15 protein-coding genes are annotated in these 15,936 nt (G+C 70.8%); 2 read left to right on the top strand and 13 right to left on the bottom strand.

The genetic code is table 11. From position 1 onward, the window contains the following. The first annotated feature begins 25 nt into the window (after positions 1 to 25). Positions 26 to 955, top strand: a complete 930-nt coding sequence (locus ACIBLC_RS20700) for an aminoglycoside phosphotransferase family protein (RefSeq protein WP_399212474.1) — start codon at positions 26 to 28, stop codon at positions 953 to 955. On the opposite strand, the gene ACIBLC_RS20695 is transcribed toward ACIBLC_RS20700, so the two are convergent. The 11 genes from ACIBLC_RS20695 to dxr form a co-directional block, all read right to left on the bottom strand. Further along, the gene (locus ACIBLC_RS20695; RefSeq protein ID WP_399212473.1) at positions 913 to 1,167 is read right to left on the bottom strand and encodes a ferredoxin; all 255 of its coding nucleotides are present in this window, start codon (positions 1,165 to 1,167) and stop codon (positions 913 to 915) included. The genes ACIBLC_RS20700 and ACIBLC_RS20695 overlap by 43 nt on opposite strands. A 1-nt stretch (position 1,168) precedes the next feature. Further along, positions 1,169 to 2,392 carry an NADH-ubiquinone oxidoreductase-F iron-sulfur binding region domain-containing protein gene (locus ACIBLC_RS20690; protein ID WP_399212472.1) on the bottom strand — a complete coding sequence of 408 codons (1,224 nt, stop codon included), beginning with the start codon at positions 2,390 to 2,392 and terminating at the stop codon, positions 1,169 to 1,171. Then, a complete protein-coding gene (locus ACIBLC_RS20685) occupies positions 2,389 to 2,988 on the bottom strand; it encodes a ferric reductase-like transmembrane domain-containing protein (RefSeq protein ID WP_399212470.1) in 600 nt (199 codons plus the stop codon). The genes ACIBLC_RS20690 and ACIBLC_RS20685 overlap by 4 nt, the downstream gene beginning before the upstream one ends. Then, positions 2,985 to 4,043 carry an FAD:protein FMN transferase gene (locus ACIBLC_RS20680; RefSeq protein ID WP_399212469.1) on the bottom strand — a complete coding sequence of 353 codons (1,059 nt, stop codon included), beginning with the start codon at positions 4,041 to 4,043 and terminating at the stop codon, positions 2,985 to 2,987. Before ACIBLC_RS20680 ends, ACIBLC_RS20685 begins: the two co-directional genes overlap by 4 nt. Next, positions 4,040 to 4,366, bottom strand: a complete 327-nt coding sequence (locus ACIBLC_RS20675; RefSeq protein WP_399212468.1) for a hypothetical protein — start codon at positions 4,364 to 4,366, stop codon at positions 4,040 to 4,042. Before ACIBLC_RS20675 ends, ACIBLC_RS20680 begins: the two co-directional genes overlap by 4 nt. 143 nt (positions 4,367 to 4,509) lie before the next feature. Further along, the gene (locus ACIBLC_RS20670) at positions 4,510 to 6,201 is read right to left on the bottom strand and encodes a proline--tRNA ligase (protein ID WP_399212467.1); all 1,692 of its coding nucleotides are present in this window, start codon (positions 6,199 to 6,201) and stop codon (positions 4,510 to 4,512) included. A gap of 81 nt (positions 6,202 to 6,282) precedes the next feature. Further along, complete coding sequence (locus ACIBLC_RS20665; RefSeq protein ID WP_399212466.1) at positions 6,283 to 6,852, bottom strand: GNAT family N-acetyltransferase; 570 nt, start codon at positions 6,850 to 6,852, stop codon at positions 6,283 to 6,285. Between the two features lie 86 nt (positions 6,853 to 6,938). Continuing rightward, the gene (locus ACIBLC_RS20660; RefSeq protein ID WP_399212465.1) at positions 6,939 to 7,787 is read right to left on the bottom strand and encodes a GNAT family N-acetyltransferase; all 849 of its coding nucleotides are present in this window, start codon (positions 7,785 to 7,787) and stop codon (positions 6,939 to 6,941) included. 216 nt (positions 7,788 to 8,003) lie between these two features. Next, positions 8,004 to 9,161 carry a flavodoxin-dependent (E)-4-hydroxy-3-methylbut-2-enyl-diphosphate synthase gene (gene ispG, locus ACIBLC_RS20655; protein WP_399212464.1) on the bottom strand — a complete coding sequence of 386 codons (1,158 nt, stop codon included), beginning with the start codon at positions 9,159 to 9,161 and terminating at the stop codon, positions 8,004 to 8,006. A gap of 209 nt (positions 9,162 to 9,370) precedes the next feature. Beyond that, positions 9,371 to 10,675 carry a M50 family metallopeptidase gene (locus ACIBLC_RS20650; protein ID WP_399212463.1) on the bottom strand — a complete coding sequence of 435 codons (1,305 nt, stop codon included), beginning with the start codon at positions 10,673 to 10,675 and terminating at the stop codon, positions 9,371 to 9,373. After that, positions 10,672 to 11,946, bottom strand: coding sequence for a 1-deoxy-D-xylulose-5-phosphate reductoisomerase (dxr, locus tag ACIBLC_RS20645; RefSeq protein ID WP_399212462.1), 1,275 nt, complete (start codon positions 11,944 to 11,946; stop codon positions 10,672 to 10,674). The genes ACIBLC_RS20650 and dxr overlap by 4 nt, the downstream gene beginning before the upstream one ends. Positions 11,947 to 12,131: 185 nt before the next feature. Between dxr and ACIBLC_RS20640 the strand changes: the two genes are divergently transcribed. Then, positions 12,132 to 12,581 carry a lamin tail domain-containing protein gene (locus ACIBLC_RS20640; protein ID WP_399212461.1) on the top strand — a complete coding sequence of 150 codons (450 nt, stop codon included), beginning with the start codon at positions 12,132 to 12,134 and terminating at the stop codon, positions 12,579 to 12,581. Positions 12,582 to 12,588: 7 nt separating this feature from the next. Here the strand turns inward: ACIBLC_RS20640 and secA are convergent, their stop codons facing one another. After that, a complete protein-coding gene (gene secA, locus ACIBLC_RS20635) occupies positions 12,589 to 15,402 on the bottom strand; it encodes a preprotein translocase subunit SecA (RefSeq protein WP_399212460.1) in 2,814 nt (937 codons plus the stop codon). Beyond that, on the bottom strand, positions 15,383 to 15,904 hold the full coding sequence (locus ACIBLC_RS20630) for a hypothetical protein (RefSeq protein ID WP_399212459.1): 522 nt from the start codon (positions 15,902 to 15,904) through the stop codon (positions 15,383 to 15,385). Before ACIBLC_RS20630 ends, secA begins: the two co-directional genes overlap by 20 nt. Positions 15,905 to 15,936 lie beyond the last annotated feature (32 nt).

The following is a 15,936-nucleotide window of genomic DNA, read 5'->3' as shown; positions in this document are numbered from 1 at the left end:
CCAGCTGGAAGGGAACCACTCGCGCATGGCTTTCGAACCGCCGCAGCGTCTCGTGCGGGCGCTCGGCGAGACGCACCTCAACGGAGCCGGCGGTGCCGAGGGGACCGGTGGGTCCGGCGAGTGGCTGGACAAGCTGCCCGTGCTGGCGCAACAGGCGGTTGATCTACGCGAGTTGACCGTGGAACGGGTGCAGGCACCCGGCGGGCGCAGCAGTCTGGTGGTGCTGGTCCGGCGGGCCGACGGTACGCCGGCGGTGCTGAAGCTGGCGCCCGGGCGGGCCCGTCCGGAGAGTGAGCGGGCCGCTCTCGCCCACTGGGACGGCCGGGGCGCGGTGCGGCTCCTCGACCACGGCGACGCACCCGGCGTACTGCTGCTGGAGCGGCTCCGTCCCGATCTGTCGGTGCGCTCGCTGCCCGAGGCGAAGGCCCTGCTTGAGGCGGCCGGGACGCTGCGGCGGCTGTGGGTCGAGCCGCCCGCCGGGTACGTCTTCGAGACCGTCGCCGAGCGGACCGGGCGGCAGGCCGGGGCGATGCGGGCGTCGGCCGGCGGAGACGCGGAGGTCGCGGTCCTGGTGGACGCGGCGCTCGCGGCCCGCGAGGAACTGCTCGCAGGCCCGCCCGAGGAGCGGTTGCTGCACGGCACCTTCCGGCAGAGCAAGGTGCTCGCCGGTGAGCGCACGCCGTGGCTGGCCGTGGGTCCCGACCCGGTGGTCGGCGAGTGCGCCTTCGATCTGGCCCGGCTGGTCCGCGACCGGGTGGAGGATCTGATCGCGTCGCCCTCGGGGTCCTCGACCACACGTCGGCGGGTGAAGCGGCTCGCCGAGTCGCTGGACGTGGATCAGGAGCGGCTGCGCGGCTGGACCCTGTTCCGGGCGGTGGAGTCGGGGGTACGGGCCCGGCGGGTCGGGCGTGCTCAGGACGCGGAGCTGTTGCTGGAGTTCGCGAGCTGGCTCTGACTCCCTTGTGGTGAGGTGAGTTTGAGGGCCAGGACCGGGCAGTCGGCGGCGGCTCTCCGGGCGCGTTTCAGGGTCCCGCGCGGAAGCGGGCCCTCCTGGAAGAGCGGGTAGCCCCACTCGTCGAGCGTGATGTGTTCGGGGAGCAGCTCCGCGCACAGGCCGTGGCCCTGGCAGGCGGTCCAGTCGACGCCGAGGCGGGTGTCGGTCTCCATGTCAGCTCCCGTTCCGGGGGACGGGCAGCAGGGGGCCGCGGTCGGACGCGGTGCAGTGGCCCGCGGCGTGGGTGTCGAGTTCGGCGGCGAAGGCGGTGAGCGCGCTGCGGACCAGGCGGACGGTGCCGTCGGGGTGGTGGCAGGCGCCGCGGCCCTCGACGAGTCCGGCCCAGCGGGCGACGTCGTGCCGACCGGTGCCCTGCGGGCCGGGCGCGGCCAGGGTCTGGAACGCGGCGGCGATACGGGGCAGGCCGTTGAGGCAGGGGCCGCACTGCCCCGCCGATTCGAGGGCGAGATAGCGCAGCACCTGGGCCGTGTCGGCGAGGCCGCAGCGGTCGGCGGGCAGCGCGATGAGGACGCCCGCGCCGAGACCGTCGGCGGTCAGGGTGCGGGTGGCGGCCTCGGCGGCGGTGAGCCAGGTGCCGTGGTAGCCGCCGGTCAGCACGGCGGCCACGCCGTCCAGCGGGAGCAGCCGGTGCAGCGGCATCCCGAACGGCGCCTCCACGACACGTACGTCCCGTCCCGGCGCGTACACCGTGCACAGGGCGCTGCCCGGTTCGGACGGCGTGCCCGCCGAGCGGAACCAGTCGGCGCCGTAGCGGGCGATCAGAGCGAGGTGCGCGAGAGTCTCGACGTTCTGGACGAGGGTCGGGGCCCGGCGCACGCCCTGTTCGCGGACCGGCGGGTGCTGGTCGTGAGGCAGGGCGGCCTGTCCGGAGACGTAACTGGCCAGGGCCGAGGACTGGCCGGAGAGGAAGCGCCTGGGCACTCGGACGATACGCACGGGCAGCGGGTCGTGGCGCTCGGCGACTGCCCTTTCCAGCGGGGTCGCGCCGTCCCCGACGGCGAGGTACGCCTCCCCCGCGCCGATCGCTTCGGCCGCCAGCTGGAGCCCGTCCAGGACGAGATGGGGCGAGAGCCGCAGCAGCGTCCTGTCCTTGTGGCTCGCGGGTTCGCCCTCGGCGCCGTTCGCCACGACGACCGGGGCGCGGCCCCTGCGGCGGCCCGCCTCGGCGACGGCGACCAGTTTGCGGTACGTGGGGAAGGCGGCGCCGCCCCGGCCGGTGAGTCCGGACTCCGCGAGCGTGCGCAGCAGGCGCGCCGGGTTGCCGTACGACACCGGGCCGTAGCGCCGCAGGTGGGTGGCGTGGCCGGCCGGGGCGCCGCCGGGGGCGAGCAGCCGGGGTGGCAGGTAGATGTCCGTGAAGGTCGTGGTCATGGTCATGAGTGCGCTCTCTCTGCGGTACGGGATTCCGCGGAGCGGAGGAGTTCGGCGGGGGTGCGCCTGGACTCGCGGGCCGTGTGGGCCAGGCGGATGCCGAGGGCGACGAGTACCGCGGCCACGCAGGAGACCGTCAGCCACAGCATCCAGTCGGTGCCGCTGTCCGTGCCGATGCCGAGGCCGTGGAAGAGCGCGGCCGGCCAGGAGGCGTACGCCAGCCAGTGGACGGCGCGCCAGGTGCGCGGGCCGATCCTCGCCCGCGTGAGGCTGGTCACCAGGACCGCGAGCAGCAGGTCGAGGGCGACCGTGCCGAGGCCCAGCCAGAGGGGCTGGTAGTCGGAGGCGAAGGGGACGAGGACGTCCAGGACGGTGATGTCCACGTAGCCGTCCACGACCGCGGCCGTGATGTGCAGGGCGAGGAAGACGGTGGCGGTGAGGGAGAGGGTGCGGTGCAGCGAGACCGTGCCGAACCTGGGGAGTCCGGGGAGTCTGCCTCGCAGGCGTACGGCTGTGCCGAGCGCGACGACGATCGTGAACAGGATCAGGGTGACCGCACCCGTGGCGCGGTTGGCGTACCAGAGGATCGCGTCGTCGGTCATGCCGCGGCCTCGGGGGTGGCTGAGGGCTGGGTGTTCTCGCCCCCTCCGCCCCTGCCCGTTCCCGTTCCCTGGGGGCGGAGCCCCCAGACCCCCGTATCGGCCTGAACGGCCTCGTCCTCGAAGGCCGGACGGGCTGAAACGGGCCAGCCCGGTGTCGTGACCACCGTGCCGTCGTTCGCCACCAGCCGCGCGGGCAGCGCGAGCCGTGCCAGCCAGCGCTCCGCGCCCGCGCCCTTCACCAGGGCCGCCGTGCTCGCCGCGTTGGCGTCCGCGCAGGTCGCGGCGGCCACGGAGACCGTGCGCCAGGGGGTCTGGGCGGGCAGCCCGGTGTGCGGGTCGAGGATGTGGTGGAGGCCGCGGTCTCCCCGGCGCCAGCGGCGGACGGTGGTGCCGGAGGTGGCGATGCCGCCGCCGCGGATGGCGATCGTGGCGTACGAGCCGTCGGCGGGGATCTCGGTCACGGCACCCGTGGCGTCCTGGACGCGGACGCGCCAGCCGCCGCGCGGTGGCCGGCCCGCGACGGCCGTGTCGCCGCCCAGGCTCACCAGGACTCCGCAGCCCGCCGCTTCGGCGAGCGTCGTCGCCGCCCGGTCGGCGGCCCAGGCCTTCGCGGTGGCGCCCAGGTCGAGGCGGATTCCGGCCGGCACGGTGACCGTGCCGGCCGTGCGGTCCAGCGCCACCCGACGCCAGCCGGGGACCGGGCGCACGGTGAGCCGTACCGGGCGGCCGTCCTCCTGGAGCAGCTGGAAGTCGCGGTCGTAGCCGAGGGCGTTCATCGCCGAGCCGACCGTCGGGTCGACGGCTCCGTCCGTGGCCTCCGCGGCGCGCAGCGCGACGGCCAGGGCTTCGGCGAGCAGCGGGCTGACCTCGACCGGCCGGCCCCCGGCGTCGTCGAGCGCGGCCAGCTCCGAGTCCTGGCGGAAACGGCTGCACGTGACGTCGACCTCGGCGAGGTGCCGGGCGAGCAGCAGGTTGCAGGAGTCCAGCAGGGCCGGGTCGGTGGTGACCAGGCGGACGCTCGTGCCGAGGGCGCGCCAGTCGGCGGCGGCGGTCATGACGCCCCCGAGGCGGAGTCGGCCGAGCCGCCGCTGTCGGAGGAGGTGGGGTTGTCGGACGGCGACCGGAGGGCCGAGTCCGAGGAGGACGAAGACGAGGACGAGTCGGATGAAGACGAGGAGTCCGAGGACGAACTCGTGGAGCTCGACGAGGAGTCCGTGCTGCCGCTCGCCGCCGTGTCCGCGCCGGCGTCCGCCTGCATCGTGCCGATCAGGGCGAACATCCCGGCCGCCGCGGCCAGGGTCACCGCCGCTGCCGCGGCCGCCGTACGCCGTGTGCCTCTGCGGACCGCCGCGGCGGCCCCCCGCTCGCTGCCTGTCATGACTGCTCCCCTCCGAATGACGCTCTGTCACGTCCTACGGTCGGGGAGCAGCCTGAGAGAAGTCTGTGAGGAGTCCATACGCCCGGGAAGAAGTCTCTGAGAGGCGCATTTAATCTCGGACCCACTCACGCCAACCGCCGCGCCTACACGGTCAGTCGGGCGATCGCCTCGTCGACCGTCAGCTCCTCGCGCTCGCCGGTGCGGCGGTCCTTGAGCTCCACTACGCCCTCGGCGGAGCGCCGTCCGGCGACCAGGATCTGCGGTACGCCGAGGAGCTCGGCGTCCGTGAACTTCACGCCGGGCGAGACGCCGGGCCGGTCGTCCACCAGGACGCGGACACCCGCGGCCCCGAGCTTCTCGGAGACGTCGAGGGCCAGTTCGGTCTGGAGGGCCTTGCCCGCCGCGACGACGTGCACGTCGGCCGGCGCGATCTCCTTGGGCCAGCACAGCCCCTGTCCGTCCGCCGTCTGCTCGGCCAGGGCCGCGACCGCGCGCGAGACGCCGATGCCGTACGAACCCATGGTCACGCGGACGGGCTTGCCCTGCTGGCCGAGGACGTCGAGCTGGAAGGTGTCGGCGTACTTGCGGCCGAGCTGGAAGATGTGGCCGATCTCGATGGCGCGGTCCAGCTTGAGGCCGGTGCCGCAGGACGGGCAGGGGTCGCCCTCCTCGACCACGACGACGTCGAGGTAGTCGTCGACCTCGAAGTCGCGGCCGGCGACGACGTTCTTCGCGTGGGTGTCGGCCTTGTTGGCACCGGTGATCCAGGCGGTGCCGGGGGCCACCCGCGGGTCGGCGACGTAGCGGACCTTCTCCAGTCCCTGCGGGCCCACGTAACCGCGTACGAGATCCTCGCGGCCTTCGAAGTCCTCGGCCGTGACCAGTTCGACGACGGCGGGCGCGAGGTGCTCGCCCAGCTTGCCGAGGTCGACCTCGCGGTCGCCGGGGACGCCTACGGCGACGATCTCGCCGTCGACCTTGACCAGGAGGTTCTTGAGGGTGGCGGAGGCAGGGACGCCGAGGTGCTCGGCGAGGGTCTCGATGGTCGGGGTGTCGGGGGTGTCGAGTTCCTCGACCGGGCCGTGCTCCTCGGTGACGGGCGTCAGTTTGAAGGTGACGGCCTCCGTGTTCGCCGCGTAGTCGCAGGCCGGGCAGTCCACGAAGGTGTCCTCGCCGGCGGCCGCCGGGGCGAGGAACTCCTCGGACGCCGAGCCGCCCATCGCGCCCGAGACGGCGGAGACGATGCGGTAGTCGAGACCGAGCCGCTCGAAGATCTTCCGGTAGGCGGCGCGGTGGAGGGCGTACGACTCCGCGAGGCCCTCGTCGGTGGTGTCGAAGGAGTACGAGTCCTTCATCTGGAACTCGCGGCCGCGCAGCACGCCGGAGCGCGGGCGGGCCTCGTCCCGGTACTTCGTCTGGATCTGGTAGAGCATGACCGGCAGGTCCTTGTACGACGCCGCCTGGTCCTTCACCAGCAGGGTGAAGATCTCCTCGTGGGTCGGGCCGAGCAGGTAGTCGGCGCCCTTGCGGTCCTTGAGACGGAAGAGCAGGTCGCCGTACTCCTCCCAGCGGCCGGACGCCTCGTACGGCTCCTTGGGCAGCAGGGCGGGCAGGAGAACCTCCTGCGCTCCGATGGCGTCCATCTCCTCGCGGACGACCCGGGAGACGTTGTCGAGGACCTTCTTGCCCAGCGGCAGCCAGGTCCAGATGCCCGCGGAGGTGCGGCGCACGTAGCCGGCGCGGACGAGCAGCTTGTGGCTGAGCGTCTCGGCGTCCGCCGGGTCGTCACGCAGCGTCTTGACCATCAAACGGGACATGCGCTGGACCTGGGCCATGATTGTTGACTCCTGCTGCTCAAGGGTGATGCCAAGGAGGTTAGCCGGGGGCCCGCCGTCCCCGGAAATCCGTTTCGCCCGTCACCGGCGGCGCAGCGGCAGCGGAGCGCCCATCACCGCGTACGGCTTCGGAGCACTGGGGAACAGAACCTGCCTGGCCAGGTCCTCGTATCCCAGCGAGTGGTACAGGCCGCGGGCCGGGCTGTCCGTGTCGATGGCGGAGAGGATCGAGCGGGGTTCGGAGACGTCGTCCGTGACGGCGGTGATCAGGGCTCGGCCCACGCCCTGGTTCTGGTGGAGCGGGTGCACGTGCAGTTCGGTGATCACGAAGGATTCGTCGAGCCAGCCGTCGTGGCCCCGGCCGCGCAGATACGGCTCGACGACGGTGGACCACCAGTGCGTACGGTCGTTCGGCATGCCGTAGACGAAGCCGACGAGCCGTCCGTCGGCGGTGGTGGCGCCGAGCGCGCGGGCTCCCGGATAGCTCAGGTGACGCAGCACGATCTGGCGGCGTACGGCGATCTCGTCGGCGCCGAGCCCGAAGGCGAGTGCCTGCACGGCGAGTGCCTCGTCGACGCGCGCGGCGAGATCCAGCGGGCCGATGACCACGTCGTCGGGGGTACGGGGGCCCTGACCGGGGAAGCGCAGCATGCCGGGGAGACTACAGGTCGGGTCCGGGGCTCAGAACTGTCCGCCGGGGCGCGGCCGGAACAGGACGGTCCAGGAAGGGCACCGGGTCAGAACAGCACGCTCATGAACGCGCCGACCTCCTGGAAACCCACCCTCTGGTAGGTGCGCCGCGCGGCCGTGTTGAAGTCGTTGACGTACAGGCTGGCGACCGGGGCGATGTCCGCGAGGGCGTAGCGCAGGACCGCCGCCATGCCCGGGGCCGCGAAACCCTGCCCGCGGTATTCGGGGGCGACCCAGACGCCCTGGATCTGGCAGGCGTGTGTCGTGGCGGCGCCGATCTCGGCCTTGAAGACGACCTTGCCGTACCGGTCGAGGCGGGCGAAGGAGCGGCCTGCGGCGACGAGTTCGGCCACTCGGGCCTGGTAGAGCAGCCCGCCGTCACCGGCGAGCGGTGAGACGCCGACCTCCTCGGTGAACATCGCCACGCACGCCGGCATGATCGTCTCCATCTCGTCCTTGCGGACGCGGCGGACGTAGGGATCCGGGGCGACGTCGGTGGAGGGCCGGTCGGTGACCATCAGGGGCTGGTGGGTGCGGACCTCGCGGGCGGGGCCCCAGTTCGGTTCGAGCAGCCGCCACAGCCTGGCGGTGGCCTCGGCGGGGCCGACGATCGAGGAGCAGCGGCGGCCGGCCCTGCGGGCGCGGTCGGCGAAGCCGCGGACGGCTCGGGGGGTCGCGCAGATCGGCACCAGGTTGGCGCCCGCGTAGCAGAGGGAGCGGAGCATGCCGTCCTCGTACCAGCCCCACATCTCGCCGCCGAGGCGCCAGGGGTCGAGGCCGGCGATCTGGACCCGGGAGGCGACGAACGCGTTCGCCACCGGCTCGCTGTCCAGGACGGCGAGCGCGGCGTCCAGGTCACTCGGTTCGAGGACCCTGGTGGTGGTCTGGGTCAACACGTGCGGGGGCCTCACCATGCGAATCTGCTGATCTCCGCACTGTACCTGGCGAGGTTCAGCGGCGCCGCCCCGTGGGGTGCGGAAGGTTTTCGCACCCTCCGCCCAAGGGTTTCGCCCCCTCCGCCCCTTCCCGTCCCGTTCCCGGGGGGCTGCGCCCCCAGACCCCCCTGTCGCGCTTCGCGCTCGTCCTCAAACGCCGGACGGGCTGAAAGATCTTCAGCCGGCCACCGACACCGAGGGCTCGCCCGAGGCCACGCCCGCCGCTTCCATCTCCTCGGCGATCTTCAGCGCCTCTTCGATGAGCGTCTCGACGATCTTCGACTCGGGGACGGTCTTGATGACCTCGCCCTTGACGAAGATCTGCCCCTTGCCGTTGCCGGAGGCGACGCCGAGGTCGGCCTCGCGGGCCTCGCCCGGGCCGTTGACGACACAGCCCATGACGGCGACGCGGAGCGGGACCTCCATGCCGTCGAGGCCGGCGGTGACTTCCTCGGCCAGCTTGTAGACGTCGACCTGGGCGCGGCCACAGGAGGGGCAGGAGACGATCTCCAGGCGCCGCTGCTTGAGGTTCAGCGACTCCAGGATCTGCATGCCGACCTTGATCTCCTCGACGGGCGGCGCCGACAGGGAGACGCGGATCGTGTCGCCGATGCCCTCACTCAGCAGCGCGCCGAAGGCCACCGCCGACTTGATGGTGCCCTGGAAGGCCGGACCGGCTTCCGTGACACCGAGGTGCAGGGGGTAGTCACAGGCGGCCGAGAGCTGGCGGTAGGCGTTGACCATGACCACCGGGTCGTTGTGCTTGACCGAGATCTTGATGTCCCGGAAGTCGTGCTCCTCGAAGAGGGACGCCTCCCAGAGGGCGGACTCGACGAGCGCCTCGGGTGTCGCCTTGCCGTACTTCTGGAGGAGCCGGCTGTCCAGCGAGCCCGCGTTGACGCCGATCCGGATCGGGGTGCCGGTGTCCTTGGCGGCCCGCGCGATCTCCTTGACCTGGTCGTCGAACTGCTTGATGTTGCCCGGGTTCACGCGCACGGCCGCGCAGCCGGCGTTGATCGCGGCGAAGACGTACTTCGGCTGGAAGTGGATGTCCGCGATGACGGGGATCTGCGACTTCTTGGCGATGACCGCGAGGGCGTCGGCGTCGTCCTGGGTCGGGCAGGCGACCCGGACGATCTGGCAGCCGGACGCGGTCAGCTCGGCGATCTGCTGGAGCGTGGCGCCGATGTCGGACGTACGCGTCGTGGTCATCGACTGCACGGAGACCGGGGCGTCTCCACCCACGGGCACGGTTCCGACCATGATCTGCCGGGTCTTGCGGCGTTCGGCCAGCTTGGTCGGAACGGACGGCATGCCGAGAGAAATCGCAGTCATCTGCTGAGCAACCCCAAGTTGTGGATCAAGGTCCCGGAATCGTGGGCTCCAGGCTTCGAGATTACGGCACCCGTACAGGCCCGGGCACATCCAGCTTGTAAACGCACTCATTAGTGGGGGCCGGACGCACACAGCGGTGGGCGGCCGGACTCACACAGCGGTGGGCGGCCGGGCAGTCACTCTGCCCGGCCGCCGCGAACAGCACCCGGCTAGGAGATTTTCACCGGGTTAACGACGTCGGCGATCAGCACCAGGATCGTGAAGCAGATGAAGACGCTGGCCACCACGTAGGCGACGGGCATCAGCTTGGCCACGTCGAAGGGGCCCGGGTCGGGCCGCCTCAGCACCTTCGCCAGGTTCCGGCGCAGCGACTCCCACAGCGCGCCCGCGATGTGCCCGCCGTCGAGCGGGAGCAGCGGGAGCATGTTGAACAGGAACAGCGAGAGGTTGAAGCCGGCCACCAGGAACAGCATCATCGCGACCTGCTGCGACGCGGGGATGTCGAGGGTGAAGACATCGCCGCCGATACGGGCCGCGCCGACCACGCCCATCGGGGAGTCGGCCTCCCGCGGTCCGTCTCCGAAGGCCGCGTCCCACAGGGCGGGGACCTTGCTGGGCAGGGCGATCAGCGACTCCACGCCGTTCTGCATCATGTCGCCCATGCGGTCGACGGACTGGCCGAAGGACTGCTCGACGATGCCGGTGGCGGGCGTGAAGCCGAGGAAGCCGGCGTACACGTACTGGCCCTCGACATAGCCGCCGTCGCCGTCGCTCTTGCTGACCTGGTTCTTGATCAGGTGGGCGGTCAGGTCGACCTGCTCACCCTTGCGCTCGACGGTGAGGGTGACGTCCTTGCCGGGGTTGGCGCGGATGTCGGACTGGAGGGCCGACCAGTCCGTGATCGCCTCGCCGTTGAACGCGAGGATCTTGTCGCCGCCCTGGAGGCCCGCGGCCTTGGCGGGCGCGGCCTCGTCACCGGCCGCGCACTTCGTGCGGTTCTCGCTGCCCTGGATGACACAGTCGGAGACCTTGCCGACGGTGGTGGTCTGGGTCTGTATGCCGAACGTCATCATCACGCCGAGGAAGATCGCGACGGCCAGGATGAGGTTCATGAAGGGGCCCGCGAACATCACGATCACGCGCTTCCACGGCTTGCGCGTGTAGAAGAGGCGGTTCTCGTCGCCGGGCTTGAGCTCCTCGAAGGCGGCCGACCTGGCGTCCTCGATCATGCCGCGGAAGGGGGAGGTCGAGCGGGCCTCGATCCTGCCGTCCGGGCCGGGCGGGAACATGCCGATCATGCGGATGTAGCCGCCGAGCGGGATGGCCTTGATGCCGTACTCGGTGTCGCCCTTGCGGCGCGAGAAGATGGTCGGGCCGAAGCCGACCATGTACTGCGGCACGCGAATGCCGAAGAGCTTGGCCGTCGACAGGTGTCCCAGTTCGTGCCACGCGATGGAGATGAGCAGGCCGACCACGAAGACGACTATGCCGAGGATCATCATCAAGGTCGTCATGCACGAGCCTCCGCGGTTGTCGCCTGTGGCGTCTGTTTCGTCTGTGCCGTCAGTTCACGGGCCCGGGCGCGCGCCCAGGTCTCCGCTTCGAGGACGTCCGCGACCGTCAGGGAAGTTCCCGTGTCCGGTGTGCCGTGTTCCTCGACCACTCGCGTGACAGTCTCCATGATTCCGAGGAAGGGCAGGGCGCCCTTCAGGAACGCGTCCACACACTCCTCGTTGGCGGCATTGAACACCGCCGGGGCCGTGCCCGCGAGCTGCCCGACATGCCGGGCGAGGGCGACCGACGGGAACGCGTCGTTGTCGAGCGGGTGGAACTCCCAGCTCGACGCCCTGGTCCAGTCGAAAGCGGGCGCCGCGTCGGGCACGCGTTCGGGCCAGCCCAGCCCGATGGCGATCGGCCCGCGCATGTCGGGGGGCGTCGCCTGGGCGATCGTCGATCCGTCGGTGAACTCAACCATCGAGTGGACATACGACTGCGGGTGCACGACCACCTCAATCCGCTCGAAGGGAATGTCGTAGAGGAGGTGCGCCTCGATGACTTCGAGCCCCTTGTTCACCAGGGTCGCGGAGTTGATGGTGATGACCGGCCCCATGGCCCAGGTGGGATGGGCCAGGGCGGCCTCCGGTGTGACGTCGGCCAGTTCGGATCTCGTACGTCCCCGGAAGGGGCCCCCGGAAGCGGTCACGACGAGTTTGCGTACGTCGGCCCGGGTGCCCGAGGCGAGGGCCTGGAACAGGGCGGCGTGCTCGGAGTCGACCGGGATGATCTGACCGGGCTTGGCCAGCGCCTTCACCAGCGGACCGCCGACGATGAGCGACTCCTTGTTGGCGAGCGCGAGGGTGCGGCCCGCCTCCAGGGCGGCGAGGGTGGGCGCGAGGCCGATGGAGCCGGTGATCCCGTTCAGCACGGTGTGGCAGGCGGAGGCGGCGAGCCGGGTGGCCGCGGCCGGACCGGCGAGGATCTCGGGAAGGGTCTCACCTGGGGCGTACTGCGCCGCGAGGGCCTCCTTCAGCGCGGGTACGACGTCCTCGCGGGCGACGGCGACCGTCTCGACGCGCAGCCGGCGGGCCTGTTCGGCGAGCAGGCCGACCCTGCCGCCGGCGGCGGAGAGGCCGGTGACCCGGAACCGGCCGGGGTTGCGCAGCACGAGGTCGATGGCCTGGGTGCCGATCGAGCCGGTGGAGCCGAGGATCACGACATCCCGGACTCCGTCCACGGGGTCGAAGACAAGATGCGGATCAGCGAGGGGGGCTGGACTGTCGCTCATTCCCCCATTGTGGCCGCAATGGGTCCCACGCAGGACAGTGCGCCCCTCTTCCGGTCCCTTTAGCACCCTCGCGCCCCGGAGGAACGGAAATCACCCTTTGTGAAACCAACGTGAAGATCACGTGATAGCACTGCACAACCGGTCGGTGGACGACCGACCGGCGGACAACACCCTGGGGGGTTCTCATGCGGATACGCGCTGCCCTGCCCGCGCTCGTGGGCGCAGTGGCACTGACAGGCACATTTCTCAGCACTCCGGCTCAGGCGGCCGGCGGTGTGACCATTCACCGCGCCTACTTCGACAGCCCGGGCTCGGACACGGGCTCGAACACCAGCCTCAACGGCGAGTGGGTACAGCTCAAGAACACCGGTTCCGCGGCGATCTCGGTCAAGGGCTGGATCCTGAAGGACATCGCGAACCACAGGTTCACCTTTCCCGACGTGAGGATCGGGGCGGGCAAGACCGTCATCGTGCACACCGGCAAGGGCACGGCCACCTCGGCGCACCGCTACCAGAACCGGCGCGCCTACGTCTGGAACAACACGAGCGACACCGCCACACTCACCAAGGCGAACGGCAGCAGGGTCGACTCGTGCTCGTGGACGACGCGGGATCCCAGCGACAAGTACTGCTGACCCGCCCTCACCGCCTGCGGCGGCGCCTGCCCTTCGACTTCGCGGGCCGGGCGCCGCTGCGTGCGGACGCCCGGTCGGCGGTTGCGGATGTCCGGTCGGTGGGTGCGGACGCCCGGTCGGTGGGTGCGGACGCCCGGTCGGCGGGTGCGGGCTCGGGAGCGGTGTCGGCCGGGGCGAAGGCGCCCTCGATGACGCCCTCCGCCGTGTCCAGCGTCGGCGCGGTGAAGTGCAGGCCTTCGGTGCGGTCGCGGCGTTCGAGGTTCTCCGCGCCCGGGGCCGCCGCGTCGAGGTTGAAGACATAGCCGACGGACTCCTCCTTGATGGCCTCGGTCATCGCGCCGTACATGTCGAAACCCTCGCGCTCGTACTCGACGATCGGCTCCCGGCCGAGCGTCCAGCGCAGGCCGATGCCGTCGCGCAGGTAGTCCATCTCGTAGAGGTGCTCGCGCCATTTTCGGTCGAGGACGGAGAGGACGACCAGGCGTTCCAGGTCGCGCAGGGCGGCGGCGCCGAGTTCGGCCTCGCGGTCGTCGTAGCGGGCGTGGATGTCCGCCGTCACCGCGTCGAGCAGGTCCTCGGCGGTGAGGCTCGCGCGGTCGCCCGCCGCGTCCTCCAGGTCCTCGATGGTGAGCCGCACCGGGTAGAGCTGCCTGAAGGCGCTCCAGAGCCGCTCCAGGTCCCACTCCTCGGCGAACCCCTCGCTCGTCTCCTGTTCGACGTAGGCCCGCACGGTGTCGTCCATGAAGTGCAGGATCTGTTCGCGCAGGTCCTCCCCGGCGAGGACCCGGCGGCGCTCGGCGTAGATCAGCGTGCGCTGCCTGTTGAGGACCTCGTCGAACTTCAGGACGTCCTTGCGGGACTCGAAGTGCTGCTGCTCCAGCTGGGCCTGGGCGGAGGCGATGGCGCGGGTGACCATCTTGTTCTCGATGGGTATGTCGTCGGGGACGTTGGCCATGGACATCACGCGCTCGACCACGTTGGCGCGGAACAGCCGCATCAGATCGTCCTGGAGCGAGAGGTAGAAGCGCGAGGCCCCAGGGTCGCCCTGACGGCCGGAGCGGCCGCGCAGCTGGTTGTCGATGCGGCGGGACTCGTGGCGTTCGGTGCCCAGGACGTAGAGGCCGCCCAGCCTCTTGACCTCGTCGTGTTCGGCGGCGGCCGTGGAGGTGATCCGGTCGAGTACCCGCCGGCGGTCCTCGGGGCCCGCGTCCTCACCGGCCTCGGCGAGCGCCATGGCCTCCGGATTGCCGCCGAGCATGATGTCGGTGCCGCGGCCCGCCATGTTGGTGGCCACGGTGACCGCGCCCCTGCGTCCGGCCTGCGCGACGATCTGGGCCTCGCGCTGGTGGTTCTTGGCGTTGAGGACCTCGTGCCGGATGCCCTCCCTCCGCAGCCGCGCGGACAGTACCTCGGACTTCTCCACGGAGGTGGTGCCCACCAGGACCGGCTGTCCGGCCTCGTGCTTCTCGGCGATGTCCGCGAGGATCGCGGCGTACTTCGCCTCCTCGGTGCGGTAGATCTGGTCGGGGTCGTCGAGGCGGACCATCGGCCGGTTGGTGGGGATCGGGACGACGTGCAGCTTGTAGATCTGGTGGAACTCGGCGGCCTCGGTCATCGCGGTGCCGGTCATGCCGGCGAGCTTGTCGTAGAGGCGGAAGAAGTTCTGCAGGGTGATCGTGGCGAGCGTCTGGTTCTCGTCCTTGACCGTCACGCCCTCCTTGGCCTCGATCGCCTGGTGCAGGCCCTCGTTGTAGCGGCGGCCCGCGAGGATGCGCCCGGTGTGCTCGTCGACGATCAGCACCTCGCCGTCCACGAGGACGTAGTCCTTGTCCTTCTTGAAGTGCTCCTTGGCCTTGAGCGCGTTGCTGAGGTGTCCGATGAGCGGGGTGTGGTCGGACTCGTAGAGGCTCTCGATGCCCAACTGGTCCTGGAGGTACTCCACTCCGCGGTCCAGGATCGACACCGTGCGCTTCTTCGGGTCGTACTCGTAGTCGTACTGGGTACGCAGCTCGGCGAGCCGGTCCTTGTCCGACGGCGTGGTGAACTGCTCCTCCTGCACCAGGACGCCGTTCATCCGCAGGGCGAACCGGGCGAAGGACTCGTACCAGTGGGTGGGCTGGTCCGCCGGGCCGGAGATGATCAGCGGGGTGCGGGCCTCGTCGATGAGGATCGAGTCGGCCTCGTCGACGATCGCGAAATGGTGGCCCCGCTGGACGAGTTCGTCCTGTGACCAGGCCATGTTGTCGCGCAGGTAGTCGAACCCGAACTCGGTGTTGGTGCCGTAGGTGATGTCGCAGGCGTACTGCTCACGGCGCTCGGCCGGGGTCGACTGCGACTTGATGACGCCGACGGTCAGGCCGAGGAAGCGGTAGGCGCGGCCCATCCACTGGGCGTCGCGCTCGGCCAGGTAGTCGTTGACCGTGACGAGGTGGACTCCCTTGCCTGTCAGGGCGTTCAGGTACACGGGAAGGGTGCCGACGAGGGTCTTTCCCTCGCCGGTCTGCATCTCGGCGATGTTGCCGAGGTGGAGCGCCGCGCCGCCCATGATCTGTACGTCGAAGTGACGCATGCCGAGGGTGCGGCGCGCGGCCTCGCGCATCGCCGCGAAGGCCTCCGGCAGCAGGTCGTCGAGGCTCTCGCCCTCGGCGTACCGCTCCTTGAACTCCGGTGTGAGTGACTGGAGTTCCTCGTCGGTCAGCTTCTTGAAGTCCTCTTCGACGGAGCCCACCTGTTCGGCGACGCGCTCCAGCCGGCGCAGCATCCGGCCCTCGCCGGCCCGCATGATCCTGCCGGTGATGGCGTCAAGGCCCTTGACTGGCATGGGAATTCCCCCGCAACTGAACGGCGTCCATGAGCATCCCCATCCAGCGGTTGGCCCGCTGGAGAATATGGACGCTCTGTTGATTCGCTGTGATCACCTCGCGCGGAACAGGGTCCTTGACCACGTCGAGCGCACCACGGAAAAGCTGCTGGATCAAAGGCCGTTCACCCGGCCGTCCCGCGTCGAGCAGCTCGTCGACGTCACGGAGGTCGAACCTCCGGATGCGGGGCGCGTCGAAGGAGGCCCCGGGCGGCCTCGGTTCCTCGTCCACCAGGGCGAGCGCACAGTCGTTGAGCAGGACGGCGACCGCGTCCCGGTGCCCCTGGAAGGTCTCCGGCGCGGTCTCCCGCAACTTCTGCGCGAGCGGCCGTACTTCATCGCGCACGGTCCGCAGGGCCCGTGCGCGATCCATCTCGTCGGGCTGCCGCCACGCCTGTCCGCGGGCGCGGGTCAGCTGTACGGAAATACCGTGACTGTATTCTTCCCCGGTTCCTTGGCGCATGTGCCGTCCCCGTTCGCCATTGCGCTCATTGT

It is taken from the genome of Streptomyces sp. NPDC050535, assembly GCF_044457665.1.
Classification (GTDB): domain Bacteria; phylum Actinomycetota; class Actinomycetes; order Streptomycetales; family Streptomycetaceae; genus Streptomyces.
This window is presented reverse-complemented; position numbering and strand designations above follow the sequence as displayed.